Raw genomic sequence first — 25,273 nt, 5'->3', positions numbered from 1 at the left:
AGCAAAGCATTGTAATCTTCAGGCTACGACAGGCAATTGTTTGCATTGTAATAACTGAGTGGGAAGATAATTTTCAGAAAGCGGATCGCAAAAACGAGAGATTTGGCAGGGGGGGATTATTGAACAACGCTGTGGCCGGGCAAACGCAGCGCTGCCCGGCAATACTTATCAGTGGGTCGCTTCGCCAATCAGTGCACCCGTGCCCGCACCCACGGCCGCTCCTTTCAGCACACTCTTGCCCGTCACGGCAGCCGCTCCTGCGCCAACGACGGCACCCACGGCACCCCCCTTACGTGCGTCTTTACCTTTTTCGCCGTTTTTGAACATGGCACCTGTACCTGCGCCAACAACGGCACCGCCGACGGTGGATTTCAGATCTTTGCCTGTGGCCGCGCCAATGGCAGCGCCCGCTACCGCGCCAGCGGCGGTTTTGTCGATGGCCATTCCCGAGGTGGAAAAAAGGAGAGCGCTGATGACCAGCGTTGTTTTAATAAGTTTCATAACAGATCCTTTGTGACTGCTGTCGGTTGATACGTCGTTTCTCACATCTGCGCGAGAAAAACGGCCAGATAGTGCCAGCAATTGCGGCTCAACCTTTAGGCTAATCATGCCCATGGCAAGGATCTCATCTGCCGGGCGGTGACCCGCCCGGCAAAGCATTACGCCTGACGCTTGTCTTCCGTGTTGGTATCGAAGTCGCTCGCCGCGTGACGTTCGTGCAGTTGCTCGTTCAGCTCGCCGCTGGTGCGGTTAACGATGCGTCCACGCTTCACGGCATGGCGGTTCGCCACGTCTTTCGCCCAACGCTGGACGTTGGTGTACTTTTCGGCATCCAGGAACTCGGCGGCGTTATAGACGCTACCCAGGGCCACGCAGCCAAACCATGGCCAGATCGCCATATCCGCGATGGTGTACTCCTCGCCCGCCACGTAACGGCCGCGCGCCAGCTGTTTATCCAGCACGTCGAACAGGCGTTTGGCTTCCATGGTAAAGCGATCGATCGCGTACTCAATTTTCACTGGCGCGTAGTTGTAGAAGTGACCAAAACCGCCGCCCAGGAATGGCGCCGCGCCCTGCAGCCAGAACAGCCAGTTCAGCGTTTCGGTGCGTCCCGCCGGGTCTTTCGGCAGGAAGTGACCAAACTTCTCTGCCAGATAGAGCAGGATATTGCCGGATTCAAAGACGCGCGTTGGTGGGGTCGTGGAGTGATCCCGCAGCGCCGGTATTTTCGAGTTCGGGTTCACTTCAACGAACCCGCTGGAGAACTGATCGCCCTCGCCGATGCGGATCAACCAGGCGTCATACTCCGCGCCCGTCACGCCCAGCGCCAGCAGCTCTTCAAGCATGATGGTCACTTTCTGGCCGTTAGGTGTTCCCAGCGAATAAAGTTGCAGCGGATGGGAGCCCACGGGGAGATCTTTCTCATGCGTCGCGCCCGAAATCGGGCGGTTAATATTGGCGAACGCGCCGCCGCCGTTCTTTTTCCATTCCCACACTTTCGGTGGCTGATAGGTGTTTTCGTCTGACATGTTGGTCTGCCTCTTTGGTGTTGTGTTGAGGCAGTTTAGCAGGTGGCAGGGGAACCGTTTAACGATGCGAGCGTAATGGACAGGGCAGGTGTATGATAATTCCACCTCTGTCAGGTTAATTACAACGTGCAGACGACGACAACCCTTCAAAAAATTGCCGCCTGCCTGTTTTAGGTTGGATACATGCGTAAAGGAAAGTTAAGCAGTGATGCGCCATTCGGGACGTTGTTAGGCTATGCGCCGGGTGGCGTGGCGATTTACTCTTCAAATTACGGCAGTCTGGACCCGCGAAAATACCCGGAAGATGCGGATTTTCGCAGTTATATCGGCAACGAATACATGGGCCACAAATGGCAGTGTGTTGAGTTTGCCCGCCGTTTCCTGTTCCTCAACTATGGTTTCGTGTTTACCGACGTCGGCATGGCGTGGGAGATCTTCTCCCTGCGCTTTTTGCGTCAGGTGGTGAACGATAACATTCTGCCCCTTCAGGCGTTTGCCAACGGCTCGAAGCGCGCGCCGCGCGCCGGGGCGCTGCTGATCTGGCAAAAGGGCGGAGAGTTTCATGAGACCGGCCACGTGGCGGTAATCACCCAGCTTCTGGACGACAAGGTGCGCATTGCAGAGCAGAACGTCCTGCACTCCCCGCTGCCGCTCGGGCAGCAGTGGACGCGCGAGCTGCGGCTGAGCGTGGAGAACGGATGTTACACAATCCATGACACCTTCAGCGACACGGAAATTCTCGGCTGGATGATCCAGACCGACGACACGGAACACAGCATTCCCCAGCCGGAAATCGACGGCGAACTGCTGAAAATTCGCGGTGCGCGGCTGAAAAACAAACGTCAGTTCGACGGAAAATGGCTCAACGAAAATGACGCGCTGCAGCAGGCGTATATCCGCGCGAACGGTCATGTGATCAATAAAGATCCCTGCCAGTACTTCACCATCACCGAAAGCGCCGAGCAGGAGCTGATCAAGGCCACCAACGAACTGCACCTGATGTACCTGCACGCGACGGACAAGGTGCTGAAAGACGACAATTTGCTGGCGCTTTTCGACATTCCAAAAATCCTCTGGCCGCGCCTGCGCCTCTCCTGGCAGTGGCGTCGTCACCATATGATCACCGGCCGTATGGATTTTTGCATGGATGAGCGCGGGATTAAGGTCTACGAGTACAATGCCGACTCCGCGTCCTGCCATACCGAGGGCGGGTTGATTCTCGAAGAGTGGGTGAAAAACGGTTATCGCGGCCACGGTCATAACCCGGCAGAAGGGTTGCTGGAAGAGCTAACCGGCGCGTGGAAACACAGCCACGCGCGTCCGTTCGTGCACATCATGCAGGACAACGATGTCGAAGAGGATTATCACGCGCTCTTTATTCAGCGTTCACTGTTGCAGGCCGGGTTTGAAACCAAAATTCTGCACGGGCTGGGGGCGCTGAGCTGGGATGCTGCCGGGCAGCTGATTGACGACGAAGGTCGCCACGTCAACTGCGTGTGGAAAACCTGGGCGTGGGAAACGGCGATAGAGCAAATCCGCGAGGTCAGCGAAACCGAATATGCCGCCGTGCCGATTCGGACCGGACATCCCGAGGGTGAAGTGCGCCTGATCGACGTCCTGCTGCGTCCGGAAGTGCTGGTCTTTGAGCCGCTGTGGACGGTGATACCGGGTAACAAAGCCATTCTGCCGGTACTGTGGCAGCTTTTCCCGAACCACCGTTACCTGCTCGATACCGATTTTGAGGTTAACGACCTGCTGAAGCAGACTGGTTATGCCGTCAAGCCGATTGCCGGACGCTGCGGCAGCAATATCGATCTCATTAGCGCCCAGGACGAACTGCTGGATAAATCCAGCGGCAAGTTTATCGATCGCAAAAACATTTACCAGCAGCTGTGGTGCCTGCCAAACGTCGACGGCAAATACATTCAGGTCTGCACCTTTACCGTCGGCGGGAACTACGGCGGCACCTGTCTGCGCGGAGATGACTCGCTGGTGGTGAAGAAAGAGAGCGATATTGAACCGCTGATTGTGGTGAAGGATAAGTAACTCAGAACCGCTCGAAATAGCTCCCCGCAGACCATTCTGCGGGGACGTTTCTTCACTCTTCTTCCTCGTCCTGCTGACTGATCTTTAAATCAATAATACGGCCAATCCGATCGTGATAGACCGTCAGCAGGTTGTACTGGCTCATCTCGGAGATGATCTGTGGTGAGACATTAAAGCTGCGGGCCAGCTCCTCCTGGTGAAAATAGCCCGGCTGACGCCGTCTTACATGCGTGCGGCGGCGGTTGTACTGATACCACAAAATCAGCAGCCATCCGTTAAGCGCGGCGAACAGCAAATAGATCAACACCGTATTAAAGGAGGCAATAATGACGCTCCACCGGTGTTCACTCTCTTCGGTTAACTGCATCCACAGCCTGGCATACAGGAAAAACAGAAATCCTCCCCACGCCACCAGAGTTAACGCGGCATCGAAAAGACGTGGTAACAGCCGATGTTCAGTCAAAATTAAGGTATTTTCGTTCATTGAATGCTTCCTTTTCCCCGGTCCGGACTGATCCAGCGCGCGCGGGCACGCTGACGTTTAAGCATGACTTTCGGAAACGCGACGAGGGTAGTGAACAGGCCAATCATCCAGTACACCATCGGGAACCAAATCACCCAGAAAAGCGAGCTTGCCACCTTCCGCTCGTATCGCCGCTCGATGAACAAACTGACCAGGAACTGCAGCAGACACATGACGCCCAACAGCAGACCGGTGAACGCGGGTGGGAACAGGGTCTCAACGGTCAGCCTGGCGGGAATCGGCGCGACCTGGCTGATAATGAACAGCAGTACCGTCATCGCGTAAGCGAACGCCCACAGCGTGGACAGCGCGTACTCCAGAAACAGGGGCCACATGCGATGATGCTCCCAGCGCACAACCTTGCGAAGGTTGACCAGAAACACCTCCGCGCCGCCCTGAGCCCAGCGCAGGCGCTGTTTCCACAGGCCTTTGAGCGTCTCCGGCATCAGGATCCAGCACAGCGCCCGCGGCTCGAAAAAGATATCCCAGTGGCGCAGCTGAAGCTTCCAGCTTATGTCGATGTCTTCCGTGATCATATCCGGGCTCCAGTACCCGACGTCCGCCAGCGCCTGGCGGCGAAAGGCGGCGATGACGCCGGACACGGTAAAGACCCGGCCATAGATCCGCTGCGTGCGTTTGATAAGGCCAATAATGGACGAGAACTCGCCCACCTGAATGCGCCCAATCAGCGAGGATCGCGTGCGTATGCGCGGATTGCCGGTGACCGCGCCGACGTGAGGATACTGAATCAGCGGGGCTACCAGATAAACCGCAGTGTCGCGGTCGAGCAGGGCGTCGCCATCAATGCAGACCAGCAGATCGCCCCGGGCTGCCGCGGCACCCGCTTTTAGCGCGACGGCTTTTCCCTGGTTCTCCGCGAGGTTAATTACCCGCAGGCGCGGCTGCTCCTGCGCCAGCTGCTGCAGCACGTCCGCTGTGTTATCAGAAGAGCCATCGTTAATGGCGATAACCTCTATATTCTTATACCGCTGATCCAGCGCGGCGCTGATGGTCTCTCTGGCGTTCCTTTCCTCATTGAAACAGGGGATCAGAATGGAAATAAGCGGCTCGCCAGCGAGCGAGGGTGGTGGGGTCTCTTTATCCCACGACCAGTGGCGTTCAAGCTGAAACCAGAAATAGAGTCCGCCGGTGACCCAGAGCACGGACATGAACAGCGGCCAGAAGAACACAAAATCCAGAATCAGTTCGCCAGTAAAAAGGGCGGCCACGCCTAAAGGCAACCCGAATACCAGACACAAAATAGAAAAAGCGATGATGCGATCAGTCATTGTCAGGGTACCAGTAGGAAGAAAATTCAGGCCTGATGCGGGAGATATCAGGCTGGTTGTTGATGAAATCGTCGGGGTAGTAGCCGTAGTTTTTGACGCCGTTCAGCTGGAGAACGCGCATCCACTGGACAAGCTGTTTATCGGAAACGGCACGCTGCGGTTTTTGCTCCCAGTCTCTGGCCTGCAGTTCGAAAATGGTTTTATCGAGCGCGCCGGGACGAGCGGCGACCACGTTAACCAGACGCGTCAGCCAGGCGTCGCTTTCGTTCGCCGGAAAGGACTCCATCAGCGGCATGGCCATCGGCACCGTCCAGTCATAGGCCGCCAGAAAATCATCAAAATTCTGTGCAAACCAGGCTTCGCTTTCAGGCTCCAGGATGGGTAAGACGAACATATTGCGTGCGGTTTTGATCTGCGGTCCCCGGATGTGCTTCACCGCCTGGCCCAGCGCACGGGTAAAGCCCATCAGCAGACGGCTTTTCTGACGCGTTGTGTCCTGAGCGGCGTCTTGTCCGGCATCGTCAACGTCCGTCAGCACCGCATCGTCATGGAACAAAATCCCATTGAAGGTGCTATAGCGGGCCAGATCTTCATAGATGTCCGTCACCTGCTGGCGAACCTGCGGGTTCCACGGGGAGAGCCGGATATAAGGTTCAGTGGCCTCGTGCAGCTGGCCCGTTTGACGATCCCGACGCTGCACGCGCGGCAGGGAGGAATCGAGATCGAACGAGAGCACCGGCATCCACGCGAAGACTTTCACCCCCGCACGGGTCTGGAGCTGCCAGGAGACAAAATTGAACAGATCGGCGCGGACCGGAAGCCGACGGTTGGGAAAATAGAGCGCTTTGATCCGGCCATCGCCCTGCGGATCGGCAAACGCCTGCAAGAAAACATGGCTGATTTTCATGTCGTAAACTCGCTGGATCAGCCTGTTGATATTTTGGGTTTGCTGGGCCGGATCGGGATCGTAAACGTAGTCGAGGTCGACGTGCATGACGCGAACGGGATCGTGTTCCTGGATCTGGCTGACCGTACTGGCAAACGTTTTTAGCGAAGGATTACCGGCGATCAGCAGACGGGGAATGTTGCCAGGGTCATTTACGTCCCCCAGACCGTCTTCCAGCGTAAAGGCCAGCTGGTAACCCTGTTGTCTGGCGATGGCGAGCGACGTACCGTTGGCGGCACCGTAAGGCCAGACCCAGGCGCGCGGTGCTTTGCCCGTCACCAGCGTGATTTTCTCGGTCACTTTACGCACGTCGTCGCCGATCCGCTGGCTGAACTGCCGATCGGTTTCATAGCGGCCCGTCGCCTTATCGTAAAAGCGATTGGCGATGGCAGGCTCGCGGCTTCCCTGAGGGTTAGCCACGATACCGTAATGGGAGGCCCAGGTATGTGAGCCGATCTCAATCAGCGGAGACTGGCTGAGCTCGCGCACCATGTCCCACGTTGCGAAGCGATCGCGGGGCGTCATCAGACCACCAAAATTGACCTTTTGATTTGCTGGCGTGTCCACCCAACTGCCTACCGGTGCCCACATGGCAGGGACGTTCCAGGCCTGAAGCAGTGGCCAGACGCGGGTATAAAAGCTGCTGTAGCCGTCGTCAAAACTGAGCAAAACGGCTTTCGGCGGCAGCGTTCTTTTTCCGTCATGGGCGTCCAGAATGTCCTGCACGCTGATGGCGTGATAGCCGTTATGCAAAAGCCAGCTTATTTGCTCGTTTAACGCGCTGGTGCGAACGGAGAGGTAGCGCTGATCGGCGGCATCATCTTCAACGTCGTGGTAGGCCAGTACCAGAAATCGATTCGTTGGCCAGGGCTTGCTTGCCTCCAACTGGGGTCTCTCTTTGGGGGCAATAAACGGGAGTGCCTGGGCGCAAATGCTCGCGCTGAGGCAGAACCAGCCGATGAGTATCACACTCACGGAAAAACGTATGTTCAGCATATTCATCCTTAAAAGCGTAAAGTCGCATCAAACGTGACGGAGAGATTGCTCTCGCGCTTGCCGTCGTAAGGGCGCTTGTCCCAGTTCAGCATCACGCCGGTATCGATGACGTTGTTCCACTGGATGCGTTGTCCGTAGCCCAGCAGGGTGATGGCCCCGGCGGACTGATTTTTCTGCCAGGAGCTGCCGCCGCCTGCCACGAACTGCTGGCTCCAGAGGGTGTCGTAATGGCGATACATCTCATGATCGACGGACAGAGCGGCCGTTACGGACAGATCCCGCGCCGGGTTGTAATAGAGCGTGTCCCGCAGGCTGTTTTTACTGGCGGCGATCCCCGGTTCGAGATCCAGCGTCAGGGACGGGGTTTGCCAGAGACGCTCCTTACCCGTAAGGGTGTATTCCTGACGGTGGTTGTGGTCTGAGAAGCGGCTGACGGCGGCGCTAAACTGATACTCACGTCGCTCGTTTTGATACCAGCGCACGCCGCCTTCCCCCCGGTTGGCGCTAATCCCGTTGCGTAATGCCCGTAAGGGCGTGGTGCGAGCTACGCGTTCAAGGCTGCCGCTGAGCTGCCAGTTATCGGTGAGAAAGTAAGTTGTGGAAAGGCGAGCCCCCGGCTTGTTCGCGCCGTGATAGCGGTTACTGGAAAGCTCGGCTTCGAGCTGGAGGTCACGAGGCCGCCATTCCACGCCGCCCAGGAGGTGGCGGCTGGTGCCTTTGCCTTCATCGAAATTACCCTCTGCATAGCGGGTGCCGGCAAACAGCCGCCAGTTATCCGCAACTGGCGGGCCATAGAGCGTGGCGTCCCAGTTCAGGTCGTGCGTACCGCTGACGGGGTTATCGGAGTGCAAACCCTTGCTCGCATTGAGGCGAAGCTCGGACATATGATGAACCGTTCTGAGCCTGTCCAGACGACGGGCACTGCGATCGACCGGTGCGCGAGCAAGCACGTCGTCGGCCAGTAAATCCATCTCTTGCCACTCCTGTAGATCCATGGCGACGTAAGCCTGCTGCTGCTCAAGCTCCAGATTTGATGGCTCCAGTGCCTCCGCCATTTTCAGCTTCTGCTCGGCCGCACGCGGCAGGCCCCGCGCCTGTAGCAAAGTGGCGTAGTCAATCTGCAATCCCTGGTTGCCCGGCGCCGTTGTCGCCAGACGCTGAGATAGCTTTTCGGCTTCAGGCAGGGCGTGGGTCGCCAGCAGATAGTTAAAACGGAGAGACTGCCCGGTGAGCCATCGATCGTTCGGCTGAGGGGTAGGGGAACCGAAATCGTAGCGGGTCCAGGGGACGTTACGGGTCTGGCGCTCTACATACTGGCGGGCGGCCCGATACTGCCCGGTATCCAGCCAGGCGTAGAAAAGTGCGTGCTCTTCGTCCTGCGGATCGGCGGCGTATTGCGGATAGCGTTGCAGAAGCGAGAAGGCGGCATCGGCGTTTTTCTCCTGCAGATACGCGGAGATAACCCAGCCGATTGCCCAGTCCGGCACCGGGTGCTGCGCTGCCGTAAGATCCTGATACTCGCTGATGACCCGCGGATAATCAGCATGGGCGTACAGCGCGCCGAGCCGGTCTATACGCGCAAGGATGACATCTTCCGCCGCCTGCGGCTCGCTTTTCCAGCGAGAAAGCAGAACGTCGTAACGATTCAGCGCAGATTGCGCAAGCTGCAGGCGCTCCTTTTCTGTTCTGCCTGGCACATCGGCAAGGCGAACCCTTTCGGCGGCGGCGTTACGCTCAAGACGGCGACGCTCCGCCGGGGACAGCGGCACCCGCTGTGAAAGTACGAGCGCGGGGGTATTCACGCGGTTATCCGTCAGGGCGTCGACAAGCTCGCTGAGCAGGACATTATTCTCTGGCGCGGTAGCCAGTGCGCGCGTGTCCGCCAGAAGCCGATCCCAGCTTTTTCCCTGGCGTAACCAGACATACGAGAGCGTCTGAAGATGCGCCTGAGTGGGGTTTTGGGTGACCAACTGCCGGGCTTCCTGCAGCGCGAGTGCATCCATGCGAGCATCGGCCAGGGTTTTGATATAGCCGATACGATAATCATCGTTATTCGGCGCAAGGCTGCACGCCTCTTTCCAGAGCGATAAGGCTGGCTGCCACGCTTTTTGATTTCTCCTGGCCTGGGCAACGGCAGCAACGCCGCGAGCGGGCAGCGGCATATAGATGCCATAACGCTGCCAGACCTCAATCACCTCATCATCATGACCTGCCCAGGATGCCACCTGTAACCAGTCTGCGACCTGTTCAGGCGTCAGGGCGTGCTGTTGCTGATAATGCTGTAGATAATCAAGAAACGGCGTGTAATTACCGTTACGCGCCTGTTGAATCTGTTGTTCATAAACGGATTCCGTTGCCTGAACCAGAACAGGAAAGAGTAATAACAGTAACAATAATCCTGGGGTGCGATAAAAGAATAACGTATTGAAGCGAAGCGATCTTTCCATATCTATTTGCCATTTGTTTATCATGAATCCATTGCATAACACGGCTGCCTTTTAACTGTGCGTTAAAGGCGATAAATGAGAACATTAAATCTGAATGCAGTAACGTTATGGGGTACTTACTTAAAGGTAATTATGGATCCTTATCTCGATGGATTGGGTAAACGGTAATGTACACCTGATATGTTGCCGGATAAATATGGTGAATAGAGGCTGGGTGGTTTTGAGATAATTCTGTAGTGAGCGGTTTTTTATGATTATATTGGAGGGGTTCTGTATTTATAACATTATGATATTTAAATGTTTTATTTTTATTGTGACAGATTTGTTTATATTTTTAATGAGGCATGGAAGCATCAATTAAAGTACTTTCTTGTGCATGTTTGGGAAGTTTCATGACAAAAATTCTTAATGTTTAGCGAAGTGTCTTTTCTGAGATTGTTTTTTATTTATAATTAATGTCAGACATTGAATGATGGTCTACAGGAAGTCTTACTCATCAATGTGTGTATTGAGGGATGTTCAAAGCCAGAATACATTTGTCGTTAATATAACAGCGCTATAAAACGAAGGCGGCCTTCTCTCGGAAGGAGCGTTCTTGCTTTAATCTAAAAGGGATGGTTAGTGGCAACTTCAATAGTGTTAGTGACTCAGGATCGCTATCTTGTCAGGGGCATGAGGCTTTTTTTTCCAGATATTATCCTGCTCGACTCGATTGACAGAAACATATTTGATAATGGTGCCGACGAATACTCTGTATTGATTGATAGTCGTTCTCCGCTCCGTTTATATGATTACCTGATACGTCATCCGGCCAGAACAAGGAAAACGATCTGCTGCGTTATGCTGGATATGCGACATCGCGAAGAGAATCTACTCAGTATGAAGTTGTTTATGAACACGTCGCTCACCGCGCCGGATATGGCGTCGCTGTTTAATCTGGTGCTCAACATGAAGGGCAGGCGTCTGACAACCAAATGGCTGCTTAACTTACGGCTTAGCACGCACGAGGCGATCATGCTGCGGTTGCTGAGGGCAGGGATGTCGATGGAAGCCGTTGCCGATGAGTTGAATACGTCGGTGAAAAGCCTCTACCGCAAACGAACGGCGCTTTCGGAACGGCTGGGGGCGGAGAACTTCAATGAGGCGTGTTTGTTTATCTTTAAAAATAAACTGCTGGATGTGATTGGGAACGATCCCTAGATTGAAAAGAGATCAAAAGCAAAAACCCGCCTTTTGGGCGGGTTCTTTAAACAGTGGTGACCGGACTCGGAATCGAACCAAGGACACGGGGATTTTCAATCCCGCCCTGACTCTGCGCAGTTTTCAACGCCAGCCACGCCGCCAGTTCCGGGCAGTGGGTGACCAGACGGCCTTCTTCGCGCCGGTATTGCAGCAGATCTGAGGAACAGGATTTATCGGTACCGTTGTAGCGGACAAGGTGCCCTGACAGGCAGGGGCTAAGCAGGATTATATCTTTGATGGGCATGGGAGATACCTTTGATAAGGTGCGTGGTAACGCGTTTATCTCGATACCGGCGGATATAAGGTGGCAGAAAATGAGCGGGTGGCGGTTGGATTTTGGGGGAGAGGAAACGCGTATTATAATGAAAAACGAACAGTATCTTCTGCTCTTTAACCCCGTTTATGAACTGCCAGAGGCTAAGCCATGTGTTTTATCCTGAGCGGGTGATACCAGAAGGAGACTCCTGGAAGTGATTGAAAAATTTAAAAGGACGTTAGAAATGAATAAATATCTGTCTGGTCTGTGTGTTGTTTCTTTTTTTTATTTTTCTTCAATAGGTTACGCGCACTCTGCGGGGCTAAATAAAGTTCAGGTTAGTATCAAACCCAGCAGCGCTAATGGAGGATATATCCCGGTAATTTCTGATGCAGATGAAATCGAGCCTTCTGATTTCAGGGAGTCGGACCTACGGGAGATGCAGGATAGCCTGAGGAAGATGAAGTCCGACAACCGCAAAGTCGATGAGCTAACTCAGAAGGTTTTACAGCTTGAGAGAAAGAATTCTGAGCAGGAGAGTAAGATCGAGCGTTTGCAAAGAAGCCTTGATGACATGAAGCGGAGCAACGACAACCTTTCAAATCAGGTCAGCAATTTATCCGGCAAAATTAAGTGATAAAAAAGAGCCACCGCCTGTATTAACTTATCGGGCTATTAGCGTAAGCGTGCCTGCATTAAAGCCACGCTTATCAGCGCACAGAAATCGGCCGTAGCCATAAAGCAAAAACCCAGCCATAGGCTGGGTTTTCTAAATAGTGGTGCCCGGACTCGGAATCGAACCAAGGACACGGGGATTTTCAATCCCCTGCTCTACCGACTGAGCTATCCGGGCAACGGGGCGCATTAAACCTGATCTGCTTCCTGCCGTCAACGAAAAATGTTGTTTTCGTTACGGACTGCGCAATCTCTCGCCATTTCGCCGCACTCTTAAGCGAAAAAGCGCGTCCAGAGCGCTGAGAGCGGCATGGCGATCAGCAGCGCGGGCAGCATATTCACCACGGCAAACATCTTAATCCCGCAGATGCGTAACCCGGTCGCCAGCAACAGCAGGCCGCCGACGGCAGTAAAGTCCGCCATCATTGCCGGCGTAGTCAGCGGGAGTATCAGCGCGGCGCAGGTGGCGAGAGCCAGCTGAATCAGCAGCATCGGGACGCAAATTGCCGCGACGGCGATACCGAGCGTGGTGGCAAAAATGGTGGCGGTGAAGAAATCGAGAAACGCTTTCGCAATTAATATACTCGGGTCGCCCGTCATCCCTTCCTGCATCGAACCGAATATCCCGGTGCCGCTGGCACAAAACAGAATAATGATCGCAACGTAGTTCTGAATAAACGACTCGTGCGAACCGTTTTTCGCCTTACCGGGTCGGGCAATCAGGTTTTTGGCTTTGCCTACCGCGTTATTGATGCCCTTTTCCAGATAGCAAAATTCGCCAATCAGTGCGCCGAGCAGCGTTGCCAGCACCATGACGGGCAGGTTGGCGCATTTGATGACTAAAAGGATGCCGATGCCCAGCGAGGCCAGGCCAAAAATAGACGGCATGGAGGTACGAATACGCTCCGGTAGCCGCTGGCTTAACACGCCGCCAAGTATGCCGCCCAGCAGCACTGCGCCGGCGTTGATAAAGGGTCCAATTACCACCGCTAACTCCTGTTACTTAATCATTGGTATTGCATGATTATGACACGCAAAGCGGGCATTACGCTTAGCTTTGGAAGGTTTTGTGCATATTGATTCCTTCTTGCACCTCAAAATAAAAGGTGACATTATTGCGCGAATTTTCTCCTCCCTGTCTCACCATTCGGTGAGGGTAACTAGCGCCTATGAAAACCATGAAAATTGCCGTCAGCCGCGAGCTGCTCTCCACTGTCTCAACCCACCGTGAAAAGGTGACGCTGGATAACACGGATTTTACCGATGTGGCGGCAGTCGTCATGACAACTGCTGAAAGTCGCAGCGGTATTCTCGCGTTGCTGAAACGCACGGGCTTTCAGTTACCGGTGTTTATTTTCTCGCAGGAGCACACGGACGTGCCTGACGGTGCTACCGCGGTCATCTCGGGAAAAGCGCAGGAGTTTCTGGAACTGGAGACTGCTGCCAGCCGTTACGAAGAGAATCTGCTGCCGCCGTTTTTTGACACACTGAGCCAGTACGTGGAGATGGGTAACAGCACCTTCGCCTGTCCTGGTCACCAGCACGGGGCGTTTTTCAAAAAGCATCCGGCGGGACGACAGTTCTTTGATTTCTTCGGTGAGAACGTGTTTCGTGCCGACATGTGCAATGCTGACGTGAAACTCGGGGATTTACTGATCCACGAAGGGTCCGCCAAGCATGCGCAAAAGTTCGCGGCGAAAGTGTTCAATGCGGATAAAACCTACTTTGTGCTGAACGGCACGTCGGCGGCCAACAAGGTGGTGACCAACGCGCTGCTGACGCGTGGCGATCTGGTGCTGTTCGACCGCAACAACCATAAATCCAATCACCACGGGGCGCTGATTCAGGCAGGGGCCACGCCGGTGTATCTTGAGGCTGCGCGTAATCCATTTGGCTTTATTGGCGGGATTGACGAGCACTGTTTTGATGACGCGTACCTGCGCGATCTTATCCGCGAGGCTGCGCCGGAGAAAGCCGACGAGGCGCGTCCGTTCCGCCTGGCGATCATCCAGCTTGGCACCTATGACGGCACGATCTACAACGCCCGTCAGGTGATCGACAAGATCGGCCATCTGTGTGATTACATCCTGTTTGACTCTGCCTGGGTGGGCTACGAGCAATTTATTCCGATGATGGCGGAAACGTCTCCGCTGTTGCTGGAGCTGAACGAGAACGATCCTGGCATTTTTGTGACCCAGTCGGTGCATAAGCAGCAGGCCGGGTTCTCGCAAACGTCGCAGATCCATAAAAAGGATAACCACATTCGTGGCCAGGCGCGTTTTTGCCCCCATAAGCGGCTGAACAATGCGTTTATGCTGCACGCCTCCACCAGTCCGTTTTATCCGCTGTTTGCAGCGCTGGATGTGAATGCCAAAATTCATGAAGGCGAGAGTGGGCGCAGGCTGTGGGCGGAGTGTGTTGAGCTGGGCATTGAGGCGCGCAAGGCGATCATTGCCAACTGCCATATGATTAAGCCGTTTATCCCGCCGGTGGTGGCGGGGCGGCCGTGGCAGGATCATCCGACGCACGCCATTGCCAGCGAGCGCCGCTTCTTCAGCTTCGAGCCGGGGGCGAAATGGCACGGGTTTGCGGGTTATGCCCGCGAGCAGTACTTTGTCGACCCGTGCAAGCTGCTGCTGACCACGCCGGGGATTGATGCGGAAACCGGGGAATATACCGGGTTCGGCATTCCGGCGACCATTCTTGCGCACTACCTGCGCGAAAACGGCATCGTGCCGGAGAAATGCGATCTCAACTCAATCCTGTTCCTGCTGACGCCAGCTGAAAGCAGCGAGAAGCTGGCGCAGCTGGTGGCAATGCTGGGACAGTTCGAGCAGCATATTGAAGACGATACGCCGCTGGCGGACGTACTGCCGACCATCTACCAGAAATACCCGGTGCGCTACCGGGATTACACCCTCCGCCAGTTGTGTCAGGAGATGCACGATCTTTATGTCAGCTTTGACGTAAAAGATCTGCAGAAGGCGATGTTCCGCAAAGAAAGCCTGCCTGAGGTGGTGATGAATCCACAGGACGCGAACCAGGCCTACATTCGCGGAAACGTGGAGCTGGTGCGCATACGGGATGCCGCAGGGCGCATTGCTGCCGAAGGGGCGCTGCCCTATCCGCCTGGCGTGCTGTGCGTGGTGCCGGGTGAAGTCTGGGGCGGGGCGGTACAGCGTTACTTCCTGGCGCTGGAAGAGGGCATCAACCTGCTGCCGGGCTTCTCGCCGGAGCTGCAGGGGGTATACAGCGAGAAGGATGCGGACGGGATTAAACGGCTGTATGGGTATGTGTTGAGGTAGTGCGGGCTGCTGCCCTCACCCTAACCCTCTCCCACAGGGAGAGGGAACGTTTCATCAAACCGCACTACGCTTGTACATCCTCCTTGGATGCCCAATCTTCCCGTACAGCATCTCCACGCTCAGAAACCCCGCCTCCACGCAGTGCTCCAGATAGCGCCGGGTAGTGGTTTTACTCAACCCCGTTTCGCTCACCACCTCATCCACGGTAAAGCAGTGCGTCGCCTTGTCGTTGAACAGCGCCTGCACCCGGGCCAGCGTATTCTCCTCAATCCCTTTGCTGCCGTTGTCCTGGCGGTAGTTCTTCGCCTGGAGTTGATACAGTGAATCGACGTTTTGCTGATCGACAATCTTCCAGACGCGCTGCTGTTCGGTAAATTGCACAAAGCGCTCCAGCGACTGGCTGAGGCGCTTCCAGGAAACCGGCTTAAGGATATAGTCAAACGCGCCGTTGCGGATGGCCTGGCTGCAGGTGTCCATATCGCTGGCGGCGGTGATGAAAATCACCGAGCAGTTGGCGCGGGTCAGCATCGGGTTACTGATAAGGGTGATGCCTTTGCCGTCCGGCAGATAGTTATCCAGCAGCATCAGCTGAGGCTGTTTACGCTCAAGCTGAACCTGCGCGTCGGCCAGTGACGAGGCAATCCCCACCAGTCTCAGACGCGGGTGTTTGCTGATGAGCTCCGCGTGCAGCTGTGCCAGTTCGTTCTCGTCTTCAACAATCAGTACGTCGATAAGTTCATGTTGCATAGTCGGTGTCTTCCAGTTGCCGGACGGTTCCCGAGGCCGGGATAAACAATGAGAAAATGGCGCCGCGTGGGGTATTATCGGCAACTTCTATCGCGCCGCCAGCCTGCGTAACGTAGCTTTCGATCAGATACAGACCAATCCCATGATCGCCGCGTGTTTTGGTGGTGATGCCGCGTTCAAAGATCCGCTCACGGATCTCCGGTTTAATGCCTACGCCCTGGTCGGCGACTTCAATAATCAGCTCCTGCTCGCTGAGTTTTATCAGCACTTCCACCGGCGCATGGGGAAGCGGCGAGCGCTGTGTTGCTTCGATGGCGTTATCCAGCAGGTTACCAATAATCGAAATCAACTCTTGCTCCCCAAGCGGCAGGAACGGCTTATCCAGCCGACAGGCCGGGTCGAAACTCAGCTCGACGCCTTTTTCCCGCGCGCGGGCGGCTTTTCCCAGCAGCAGGCCACACAGGGTGGGGGAACTGAAGCGCGACGAGATAAAGTCCAGCAGCTCCTGGGCATGTTCCGACTGCGCCTGTATGTAGCCAATCGCCTCCTCATAGCGGCCCATATGCAGCAGGCCGGAGAGGGTGGTCATCCGGTTTAACTGCTCGTGACGCATAATGCGCAGGTTATCGACATAGCGCTTTACCTGGCTGAGCTGGGCGCTCAGAGAGTCGATTTCGTTGCGATCGCGGAAGGTGATCACCCAGCCCTGCAGCGAGCCCTCAAGCATGATGTGAACCCGGCTGGCAATCACCGTGAGATCGTTAAAACGGCAAATCTCATCGTGGGTATCTTTAGCCAGCATCGTCTGCGTGTCGAAGAACGGGACCGGGTCGATCACCTGGCTTATCAACTGTCCGCGCAGTTCACGCGCCGGCTGGCTCAGCCCCAGCAGTTTGCGCGCCGCCTGGTTGATCACTTCTATGCGCCGCTCGTTATCAATGGCAATCACCCCTTCGTAGATAGATTCCATCATCGCCTTTTGCTGACGTACCAGCAGGCCGATTTCTCGCGGTTCGAGGGAGAAGATCTGCTTCTTTATACTGCGGGTAAAGAACCAGGAGAAGATAAAGAGGGCCAAAAGCAGCAGCACGGCGGCAATCAGGATATTGACCACTTTACTGACGGTAATGGTATCCAGGTAGCTGGTGAGATAGCCCACGGAAACAATGCCAACCACCTGCCCGGCATCGTTGAAGATAGGGGCTTTACTGCGCAGCGAAATACCCAGTCCGCCTTTACGGATGGTTGTCGTGCTTTTCCCCTGCAGGACGGCCTCATTGTCGCCGCCAACCAGCGTCGTGCCCACTCTGTCGGCAAAGACGGAATGAAAAAGGTGCTTTCCCGTGTTATCTCCAATCACAATAAAGCTGGCATCGCTATGGGCAGCCATTTTCTGCATAAAATCATGGATCGCGGTGATATCTTTTTGTTCAACTTCATTGCGTAATGACGGAATAAGCGCAATCTCCTCCGCCTGTATTTTTGCGCGCGCACTCATTTCCTGATAAAGCTGCTTACCGACATCGGCATAATAATATCCGCCCAGCAACGCAAAAAGCACTGAGAAAAAGGCAACCAGCGAAATAAACAACTTAATCTGGAAAGAGACTTTCATAACTATCACGCAAGGTAGCGACAAAGATCGCCAATATATCATCTTTTTTTCTGTGGCTGCCTGCGCTTTGCCGAAAACTTGTGATCCCTTGCACAGCGGGTGCTGTAAAAGATTTATCCTGAGGGCTTACCTCGTTCAGGCTATATGAATAAATGTTATTTGTTTGTTCAATTCAGAAAAGAAACCATAAAAACCACGATAATAAATAAGGCATAAATCACATTAAATAAAAGAAACCATTAAAACCATAGTGGCCATTAAAACTTCGCTTTTAATATGTCATCCCTCACATAAAGTAAGCCTTTGTGACTCTAAGCTGAACGCACAAAATAACCAAGGGGCTTATTATGAGCACAACTGACGATTCTTTCTCTGTTACCCACGACCCGATGGAAATTCAGCGACCCTCGCTCAAAGAGCGTTGGTGGCATATTATGGATACCTGGAAAATCGGGATTATCCCTCTGCCGCTGTTTGTTCTGGCGGGCGCACTGATTGCGATTGATTGTCTGGGCGGAAAGCTGCCGAGCGACATCGTGGTGATGGTAGCGACCTTGGCCTTCTTCGGCTTTGCCTGCGGTGAGTTTGGCAAGCGCCTGCCGATTGTCGGCAAGCTCGGTGCGGCGGCGATTTGCGCAACCTTTATCCCTTCCGCGCTGGTCTATTACGGCCTGCTGCCGGATGTGGTGGTCGAGTCCACCACTAAGTTCTATAAATCCACCAATATTCTCTATCTCTACATCTGCTGCATTATCGTCGGCAGCATCATGAGCATGAACCGCACGGTGCTGATTCAGGGCTTCCTGCGCATCTTCTTCCCGATGCTGTGCGGTGAAATCGTCGGCATGCTGGTGGGGATGGGCGTTGGTCTCGCGCTGGGCCTGGAGCCGTTCCAGATCTTCTTCTTTATCATTCTGCCCATTATGGCGGGCGGTGTCGGGGAAGGCGCAATTCCGCTTTCCATCGGTTATGCCACCCTGCTGCACATGGACCAGGGCGTAGCGCTCGGCCGCGTGCTGCCGATGGTGATGCTCGGCGGTCTGACCGCGATCATTATCTCCGGTTGCCTGAACCAGCTTGGTAAGCGCTACCCGCACCTGACCGGTGAAGGCCAGCTGATGCCTAACCGCGCCAATGCCGATACCACCGTCTCTCAGCCTGCGTTCTCTGGTAAAGCGGACGTGACCACAATCGCCTCTGGCGCTCTGCTGGCGGTGCTGCTCTACATGCTGGGCATGCTCGGCCACAAGCTCATTGGCCTGCCAGCCCCGGTCGGCATGCTGTTTATGGCGGTGCTGGTGAAGCTCTGCAACGGCGCCTCTCCGCGCCTGCTGGAAGGCTCACAGGTCGTCTACAAATTCTTCCAGACTTCCGTGACCTACCCCATCCTCTTCGCCGTCGGCGTGGCTATCACCCCGTGGCACGAACTGGTGGCGGCGTTCACCGTCAGCAACCTGCTGGTGATTGTCAGCACCGTTTCTGCGCTGGTGGCGACCGGCTTCTTCGTCGGCAAAAAGATCGGTATGCATCCGATTGATGTCGCCATCGTCTCCTGCTGCCAGAGCGGGCAGGGCGGTACCGGCGACGTGGCGATCCTGACCGCAGGCAACCGCATGAGCCTGATGCCGTTCGCCCAGATTGCTACCCGTATCGGCGGAGCGATTAACGTCTCTATCTCTCTGCTGATTCTGGGCAACTTCCTCGTTTAAGTTTTCAGGAAAGAACAATGAAACTCGCAAGCTTTTTATACCAGGGAAAACGCAGCTACGGCATCGTCCAGGCCGACGGCGTGATTGATTTAGGCCGCCGTCTCGGCGACCGCTACAGCGACCTCAAGGCGCTGCTGCAGGGCAACGGGCTGGCACAGGCCACCCGCTACCTGAACGACGCGGTGGACGTCCCGATGAACGCTATCACCTTCTTACCGGTGATTGAGCAGCCGGAAAAAATTCTCTGCGTGGGCATGAACTACGCCGACAAGCGCAAGGAGTTTGACCAGCATAACCCGGCCCCGACGCTGTTTGTCCGCTTCCCGGATTCACAGACCGGCCATAACGAACCGGTGCTGAAGCCGCGCCACTCCAGTGAATTCGACTACGAAGGCGAGCTGGCAGTGATCATCGGCAAAGGTGGGGAGAACATCAGCCGCGACGACGCGCTGCGCCACGTGGCGGGCTACAGCTGCTACATGGACGGCTCCGCCCGTGACTGGCAGCACACCTGGTTTACCGCCGGAAAAAACTGGCGTCAGACCGGCGCGTTTGGCCCCTGGATGGCGACGGCGGATGAGATCCCGGATCCGCACCAGCTGGCAATCCGCACCTGGCTGAACGGCCGCATGGTGCAGGAAGACAACACCAGCAGCATGATCCACAAGGTTGCGGAGCTGATCGAGTACATCAGCACCTTCACCCGCCTCAGCCCGGGCGATGTGATCATCACCGGATCCCCAGGCGGGGTGGGTAAAAAGCGTAACCCGCCGCTGTTTATGAAAGAGGGCGATCGCATTGAGGTGGAGATCGAGCATATCGGTCATCTGAGCAACGTGATCGTGGAAGCGCCCGCCGTCGGGCTTGCGGCAGCACACTGAGTAAAACGGCATGAACAGTCAACCCATCGATTTTCGCCACACTCTGGTGGCGAAGCATCCGGAACGCTTAAGCCAGATCCGCTACCTGCTGGCAGACAGCGGCCTGGGCCTGGACAACGACATCGCGCTGTTTGTCGAAGCCTGGTCCGGCTCGCAGCTGGTGGGTTGCGCAGGGCTTGCCGCCAACGTCATCAAATGCGTGGCGGTCAACGAGCAGCTTCGCGGTGAGAACCTCAGCGCGCGGCTGCTGGCTGAGGTGGAAAATGCGGCGCTGGAGCGCGGCCATTTTCACCTCTTCCTCTGCACCCGTCCGTGCAACCGGGAGCGCTTTGCCCGCAGTGGCTTCTGGCCGATTGCCCAGAGCGGAAACAACGCGGTGCTGATGGAGAACACCCCGCAGGGGATCGAACGCTACTGCCGTTCCCTGCGCGCGAAGCGCAAAAGCGGGGAGAACATTGGCGCGATAGTGATGAACGCCAATCCCTTCACCCTCGGCCATCGCCATCTGGTGGAGCAGGCGGCGCAGCAGTGCGATGCGCTGCATCTCTTCGTGGTGCGTGAAGATGCGTCGTTCTTCCCGTTTAGCGCGCGCATTGAGATGGTGCGGGCGGGCGTGGCGCATCTGCCGAACGTGGTGGTGCATGAAGGCTCGCAGTACATCATCTCCCGCGCCACCTTCCCGGCCTACTTCCTGAAGGAGACCGGCAAAGTGCAGCAGGCGTGGAGTGAAATCGACGTGCTGATTTTCCGGGACTTTATTGCCCCGGCGCTGGGCATCACCCACCGCTTCATCGGCTCGGAGCCCTTTTGCGACATCACCCGGCAGTACAACCAGACGCTGCACGACCTGCTGGCCTCGCATATTGAGGTGGTGGAAATGCCGCGCATCAAGGCCACCGGCAACGCCATTTCCGCGTCCGAAGTGCGCCGTTTACTCAAGACACAGCAGTTTTCCCGGATCCGGGAGATTGTCCCGGACTCCACCTTCGCGCATCTCGAAACGCATTACCGTGCGAGTGCCGAAGTCGCATAACTACCAGGAATTTATCATGAATATTGTAAGGGAGGCGCTGGCCGGCACGCAGGAGTCCAGCGACCTGATGGTGAAAATCGCTCCCGCTCACGGCGAGCTGGAGATAGTCATCCACAGTGAAGTGATTAAGCAGTTTGGCGAGCAGATTCGCCAGGTGGTCAACGACACATTGCGCGCCATGAACGTGCACCAGGGACTCATCATTATTGAAGATAAAGGGGCGCTGGACTGTGTTATTCGCGCCCGCCTGCAAAGCGCGCTGATGCGTGCCGCCGATGATCAAACCATCAACTGGGGGGCGCTGAAATGAGCAAACTCCGCCGCAGTATGCTGTTCCTGCCGGGCGCCAACGCCGCCATGCTTTCCACCGCCTTTATCTACCGGCCTGATTCCATCATGTTTGACCTGGAAGACGCCGTTGCCCTGCGCGAGAAAGACACCGCGCGCATGCTGGTGTTCCAAGCGCTACAGCACCCGATGTATCAGGATATCGAAACCGTGGTGCGCATTAACCCGCTGAGCACGCCGTTTGGCCTGCTGGATCTGGAAGCCGCCGTGCGGGCGGGCGTGGACGTGATTCGCCTGCCGAAAACCGATACCCCGGACGATATCTACGAGCTGGAGGGGCACCTGGCGCGTATTGAACGCGAGTGCGGCCGCGAAGTCGGCTCTACCCGCGTCATGGCGGCGATTGAATCGGCCATTGGCGTGATAAATGCCGTGGCGATTGCCCGCAGCTCCCCGCGCCTCATCGGCATCGCGCTGGCCGCCTTTGATTATGTGATGGATATGCAGACCGAGCGCGGCGACGGCACCGAGCTGTTCTACGCCCGCTGCGCCGTATTGCACGCCGCCCGCGCGGCGGGCATCGACGCCTTCGACGTGGTGTGGTCAGACGTTAACGACGAGGCCGGGTTCCTGCGCGAGGTCGATCTGATCCGCAAGATGGGCTTTAACGGCAAATCGCTGATTAACCCGCGCCAGATTGACCTGCTGCATAACGCATACGCCCCGACGCTGGAAGAGGTGGAACACGCGAAGCGAGTGATTGAGGCGGCAGAAGAGGGCGAGCGTAACGGCCTGGGCGTGGTGTCGCTCAACGGCAAAATGGTGGATGCACCGATTATTAACCACGCGCAGGTGGTGCTGGAGCGCGCGGCGGCCTCCGGCGTGCGTCGGTAAGGATGACAGAATGAACCAGACTGAACTTCTCCATATGAATTTCCCCCATCTGCGGGGCTTAAAACCGTTTGATACCGCCCACAGCGCGACGCCGTGGCTGGCGGATGCTGACGCGAAGCACAGCCGCAAACTCTGCGCCTCCGTTGAAGAGGCGGTGAAGCGCTGCGGCCTGCAGGACGGGATGACCATCTCTTTCCACCACGCGTTTCGCGAAGGCGACCGGGTGATCAACACCGTCGTGGCGCTGCTGGCGCGAATGGGTTTCAAAAACCTGACGCTGGCCTCCAGCTCGCTGATGACCTGCAATGACGCGCTGATCGAGCATATTGAAAGCGGCGTCATCACCCGGATTTACACCTCCGGAATGCGCGGCAGGCTGGCGGATGCCATCTCCCACGGGCTGATGGACGAGCCGGTGCAAATTCACTCCCACGGCGGGCGCGTGAAGCTCTTGCAGGACGGCGAGCTGAATATCGACGTGGCGTTTCTCGGCGTGCCGTGCAGCGATGAGTTTGGCAACGCCAACGGCACCCACGGTAAATCCTGCTGCGGCTCGCTGGGCTACGCCATGGTGGATGCGCACTTTGCCCGCAAGGTGGTGCTGCTGACCGAAGAACTGGTGCCGTTCCCCAATATGCCCGCCAGCCTGGTGCAGGACCAGGTGGACTACATCGTGCAGGTTGAGAGCGTCGGTGACCCGGCGAAAATCAGCGTTGGCGCGGCGCGCGTCACCAGCAACCCGCGCGAGCTGATGATCGCCCGCTATGCGGCGGACGTGATTGAACATTCCGGCTACTTTAACCCGGGCTTCTCAATGCAGACCGGCTCCGGCGCGGCGGCGACCGCCTGCACGCGCTTTATGGAAGAGAAAATGGAGCGCAGCGGCGTGAAGGCGCGCTTCGCGCTTGGCGGCATCACCGGCAGCCTGGTGGATTTGCACGAGAAGGGGCTCATCGAAAAGCTGCTCGACACCCAGTGCTTTGACGGCCAGGCGGCGGCGTCTCTGGCGCGCAACCCGAACCACGTGGAGATCTCCACCAATGTTTACGCCAATCCCGGCAGCAAGGCGGCAAGCTGCGACCAGCTCGACGTGGTGATCCTCAGCGCCCTCGAAATCGACGTTGATTTCAACGTCAACGTCATCACCGGCTCCGACGGCGTGATGCGCGGCGCGTCCGGCGGACACTGCGACGTGGCCGCTGCGGCGAACCTCACCATCGTCGTCGCGCCGCTGCTGCGCAGCCGCATTCCGACGGTCGTGAAGCGCGTCACCACGCGCCTCACGCCGGGTGAGAGCATCGACGTGCTGGTCACCGATCACGGCATTGCGGTCAACCCTGCGCGCCCGGAGGTGCGGGAGCGGCTGATGGCTGCCGGGCTGAAGATTGTGGATATCAACGCGCTCTATGAACGGGCGATATCGCTGACGGGCGTACCGAAGCCGATTGAGTTTACCGACAAAATCGTCGGGGTGATCCGCTACCGCGACGGCAGCGTGATCGACACCGTGCGACAGGTGAAGGAGTGATTATGACAGTAGCGACACCCGTGCGGACGGGTGTCAGCCTGGACGAACTGCTGGCGGCGAAAGAGCGCCGCGCAGCGCGTCAGGCTGACATGCTTGAGCACTATCAACAACCGGTGATTTCCCTCACGCTGGTCACGCCAGGGGAAATTAAAGACAGCCTGCGCTATCGCAACACCATGGGCGTAGCGCTCCAGACGTGCGACCAGCTGCTATGGGAGAACCGCTGGCAGGTGCTGGACCGTCAGGTGCTGTGGCTTCCGACCGGGCCCGAGGCCCTGTGGTGCGTGGCTCATCCGGCAGCGGAAATTAAAGCGCACTGCGCGGATCTGGAGCAGACGCACCCGCTCGGCAGGCTGTGGGATCTGGATGTTATCTGCCCTCAGCATGGCCACGTCGGGCGTCAGTCGCTGGGGGCAAATCTCAGACGCTGCCTGATCTGCGACGAACCTGCGCATGCCTGTTCCCGCTCGCGGAACCATCCCGTTGAGCAGGTGGTTTCCCGGGTGGAGAAGATGATTGATGACTGGTTTGCTCGCGACTAAACCCCGCATTGCGGACGTGCCCGCGCTTGCCGAAGCGGCACTGTGGCAGGAGCTGGAGCTGACGCCCAAACCGGGGCTGGTGGACAAGCTCAATAACGGTTCCCACCGCGATATGGACCACGCGCTGTTTGCCCGCAGCATTGCGGCGATTACGCCGTGGTTTGCGCGCTTTGCTGAACTTGGTAACGCGCATGCGGATAAGCCCGCTGACGCACAGCTACGGATTATCCGCCCAATGGGGATGGCCTGCGAGCAGGCGATGTACGCCGCGACGAACGGCGTGAATACGCACAAAGGCGGGATTTTTGCCCTGGGTTTACTGTGCTTCGCCGCCGGACGTGTGAACAATCTTTCTGCGGACAGCCTCTGTTGTGAGGTGGGTAACATCTGCCGCGGGCTGGTGTCGCGAGAGTTGGCCGCGCGCAGCGGGCAGGCGACGGCGGGCGAGCGGCAGTTTCAGCAGCACGGCTTAACCGGCGCGCGCGGTGAGGCGGAAAGCGGCTTTGCCACGGTGCGTAAGGCGTTGGCACAGTGGAACGGACGGTCGCTTCACAGCCTGCTGTTACGCCTGATGTCAGTCAATCAGGACAGCAATCTGGTGTCGCGCGGTGGCATGGAAGGGCTGCGCTACGTTCAGGGCTACGCGCGGGAATTGCTGGCTAACGGCTGGGACCGCGAAGCGTTGCTTAAAATGGATATCGCATTGATAGAGCGCAATCTGAGTCCGGGGGGCAGCGCGGATTTGCTGTCGGTGGGGTGGGTGCTTTCTGGAATAAAATAGC

22 protein-coding genes and 1 tRNA gene are annotated in these 25,273 nt (G+C 56.6%); 12 read left to right on the top strand and 11 right to left on the bottom strand.

From position 1 onward, the window contains the following. Window positions 1-168 precede the first annotated feature (168 nt). Together L383_RS09350 and yghU are read right to left on the bottom strand one after the other, a co-directional pair. A complete protein-coding gene (locus L383_RS09350; protein ID WP_014885225.1) occupies window positions 169-501 on the bottom strand; it encodes a YMGG-like glycine zipper-containing protein in 333 nt (110 codons plus the stop codon). Window positions 502-659: 158 nt separating this feature from the next. Next, the gene (yghU, locus tag L383_RS09355) at window positions 660-1,529 is read right to left on the bottom strand and encodes a glutathione-dependent disulfide-bond oxidoreductase (protein ID WP_014885224.1); all 870 of its coding nucleotides are present in this window, start codon (window positions 1,527-1,529) and stop codon (window positions 660-662) included. A gap of 183 nt (window positions 1,530-1,712) precedes the next feature. Here yghU and gss point away from each other — a divergent pair, with 183 nt between their 5' ends. Then, window positions 1,713-3,575, top strand: coding sequence for a bifunctional glutathionylspermidine amidase/synthase (gss, locus tag L383_RS09360; protein WP_023331301.1), 1,863 nt, complete (start codon window positions 1,713-1,715; stop codon window positions 3,573-3,575). 52 nt (window positions 3,576-3,627) lie between these two features. Here the strand turns inward: gss and pgaD are convergent, their stop codons facing one another. The 4 genes from pgaD to pgaA are packed head-to-tail and all read right to left on the bottom strand — an operon-like array spanning window position 3,628 to window position 9,776. Further along, on the bottom strand, window positions 3,628-4,059 hold the full coding sequence (gene pgaD / locus L383_RS09365; RefSeq protein ID WP_014885222.1) for a poly-beta-1,6-N-acetyl-D-glucosamine biosynthesis protein PgaD: 432 nt from the start codon (window positions 4,057-4,059) through the stop codon (window positions 3,628-3,630). Beyond that, on the bottom strand, window positions 4,056-5,387 hold the full coding sequence (gene pgaC, locus L383_RS09370; RefSeq protein ID WP_023331300.1) for a poly-beta-1,6-N-acetyl-D-glucosamine synthase: 1,332 nt from the start codon (window positions 5,385-5,387) through the stop codon (window positions 4,056-4,058). Before pgaC ends, pgaD begins: the two co-directional genes overlap by 4 nt. Further along, window positions 5,380-7,329 carry a poly-beta-1,6-N-acetyl-D-glucosamine N-deacetylase PgaB gene (gene pgaB / locus L383_RS09375; protein WP_023331299.1) on the bottom strand — a complete coding sequence of 650 codons (1,950 nt, stop codon included), beginning with the start codon at window positions 7,327-7,329 and terminating at the stop codon, window positions 5,380-5,382. Before pgaB ends, pgaC begins: the two co-directional genes overlap by 8 nt. An 8-nt stretch (window positions 7,330-7,337) precedes the next feature. Next, window positions 7,338-9,776, bottom strand: a complete 2,439-nt coding sequence (gene pgaA / locus L383_RS09380) for a poly-beta-1,6 N-acetyl-D-glucosamine export porin PgaA (protein ID WP_032629496.1) — start codon at window positions 9,774-9,776, stop codon at window positions 7,338-7,340. A 672-nt stretch (window positions 9,777-10,448) separates the two neighbouring features. Here pgaA and L383_RS09385 point away from each other — a divergent pair. Then, window positions 10,449-10,976, top strand: coding sequence for a helix-turn-helix domain-containing protein (locus L383_RS09385; protein ID WP_045134821.1), 528 nt, complete (start codon window positions 10,449-10,451; stop codon window positions 10,974-10,976). Between the two features lie 46 nt (window positions 10,977-11,022). On the opposite strand, the gene L383_RS09390 is transcribed toward L383_RS09385, so the two are convergent. Continuing rightward, a complete protein-coding gene (locus tag L383_RS09390; RefSeq protein ID WP_023331296.1) occupies window positions 11,023-11,262 on the bottom strand; it encodes a 2-thiouracil desulfurase family protein in 240 nt (79 codons plus the stop codon). Window positions 11,263-11,488: 226 nt separating this feature from the next. On the opposite strand from L383_RS09390, the gene L383_RS09395 reads away from it, so the two are divergent. Further along, a complete protein-coding gene (locus L383_RS09395) occupies window positions 11,489-11,911 on the top strand; it encodes a hypothetical protein (protein WP_230678193.1) in 423 nt (140 codons plus the stop codon). 140 nt (window positions 11,912-12,051) lie between these two features. Here L383_RS09395 and L383_RS09400 read toward each other — a convergent pair. Next, a tRNA-Phe gene (locus L383_RS09400) sits at window positions 12,052-12,127 on the bottom strand. A 95-nt stretch (window positions 12,128-12,222) separates the two neighbouring features. Further along, window positions 12,223-12,936 carry a DUF554 domain-containing protein gene (locus tag L383_RS09405; RefSeq protein WP_023331294.1) on the bottom strand — a complete coding sequence of 238 codons (714 nt, stop codon included), beginning with the start codon at window positions 12,934-12,936 and terminating at the stop codon, window positions 12,223-12,225. Between the two features lie 182 nt (window positions 12,937-13,118). Between L383_RS09405 and L383_RS09410 the strand changes: the two genes are divergently transcribed. Next, window positions 13,119-15,254 carry an ornithine decarboxylase gene (locus L383_RS09410; RefSeq protein WP_023331293.1) on the top strand — a complete coding sequence of 712 codons (2,136 nt, stop codon included), beginning with the start codon at window positions 13,119-13,121 and terminating at the stop codon, window positions 15,252-15,254. A gap of 54 nt (window positions 15,255-15,308) precedes the next feature. On the opposite strand, the gene L383_RS09415 is transcribed toward L383_RS09410, so the two are convergent. Further along, entirely contained in the window at window positions 15,309-16,001 is a 693-nt protein-coding gene (locus L383_RS09415) for a response regulator (protein WP_023331292.1), read from the bottom strand. Beyond that, window positions 15,991-17,616: an ATP-binding protein gene (locus L383_RS09420; protein ID WP_023331291.1), complete on the bottom strand. Its 1,626-nt coding sequence runs from the start codon at window positions 17,614-17,616 to the stop codon at window positions 15,991-15,993. The genes L383_RS09415 and L383_RS09420 overlap by 11 nt, the downstream gene beginning before the upstream one ends. A gap of 347 nt (window positions 17,617-17,963) precedes the next feature. On the opposite strand from L383_RS09420, the gene L383_RS09425 reads away from it, so the two are divergent. The 8 genes from L383_RS09425 to citG are packed head-to-tail and all read left to right on the top strand — an operon-like array spanning window position 17,964 to window position 25,272. Further along, the gene (locus L383_RS09425; RefSeq protein WP_023331290.1) at window positions 17,964-19,325 is read left to right on the top strand and encodes a 2-hydroxycarboxylate transporter family protein; all 1,362 of its coding nucleotides are present in this window, start codon (window positions 17,964-17,966) and stop codon (window positions 19,323-19,325) included. Between the two features lie 17 nt (window positions 19,326-19,342). Next, a complete protein-coding gene (locus L383_RS09430; protein ID WP_023331289.1) occupies window positions 19,343-20,206 on the top strand; it encodes a fumarylacetoacetate hydrolase family protein in 864 nt (287 codons plus the stop codon). Between the two features lie 10 nt (window positions 20,207-20,216). After that, entirely contained in the window at window positions 20,217-21,239 is a 1,023-nt protein-coding gene (gene citC / locus L383_RS09435) for a [citrate (pro-3S)-lyase] ligase (RefSeq protein ID WP_023331288.1), read from the top strand. 16 nt (window positions 21,240-21,255) lie between these two features. Beyond that, entirely contained in the window at window positions 21,256-21,549 is a 294-nt protein-coding gene (citD, locus tag L383_RS09440) for a citrate lyase acyl carrier protein (RefSeq protein WP_014885207.1), read from the top strand. Continuing rightward, the gene (gene citE / locus L383_RS09445) at window positions 21,546-22,421 is read left to right on the top strand and encodes a citrate (pro-3S)-lyase subunit beta (RefSeq protein WP_023331287.1); all 876 of its coding nucleotides are present in this window, start codon (window positions 21,546-21,548) and stop codon (window positions 22,419-22,421) included. Before citD ends, citE begins: the two co-directional genes overlap by 4 nt. 10 nt (window positions 22,422-22,431) lie before the next feature. Further along, the gene (citF, locus tag L383_RS09450; RefSeq protein WP_023331286.1) at window positions 22,432-23,949 is read left to right on the top strand and encodes a citrate lyase subunit alpha; all 1,518 of its coding nucleotides are present in this window, start codon (window positions 22,432-22,434) and stop codon (window positions 23,947-23,949) included. 2 nt (window positions 23,950-23,951) lie between these two features. After that, window positions 23,952-24,491: a citrate lyase holo-[acyl-carrier protein] synthase gene (gene citX, locus L383_RS09455; protein ID WP_014885204.1), complete on the top strand. Its 540-nt coding sequence runs from the start codon at window positions 23,952-23,954 to the stop codon at window positions 24,489-24,491. Further along, window positions 24,469-25,272 carry a triphosphoribosyl-dephospho-CoA synthase CitG gene (gene citG, locus L383_RS09460; RefSeq protein WP_023331285.1) on the top strand — a complete coding sequence of 268 codons (804 nt, stop codon included), beginning with the start codon at window positions 24,469-24,471 and terminating at the stop codon, window positions 25,270-25,272. The genes citX and citG overlap by 23 nt, the downstream gene beginning before the upstream one ends. The last annotated feature ends 1 nt before the right edge of the window (window position 25,273 follow it).

It is taken from the genome of Enterobacter sp. MGH 37, from assembly GCF_000534515.1.
GTDB classification, from domain to species: domain Bacteria; phylum Pseudomonadota; class Gammaproteobacteria; order Enterobacterales; family Enterobacteriaceae; genus Enterobacter; species Enterobacter kobei.
Note: the sequence above shows the minus strand (reverse complement) of the source record. Positions and strands in the feature narration are given on the sequence as shown.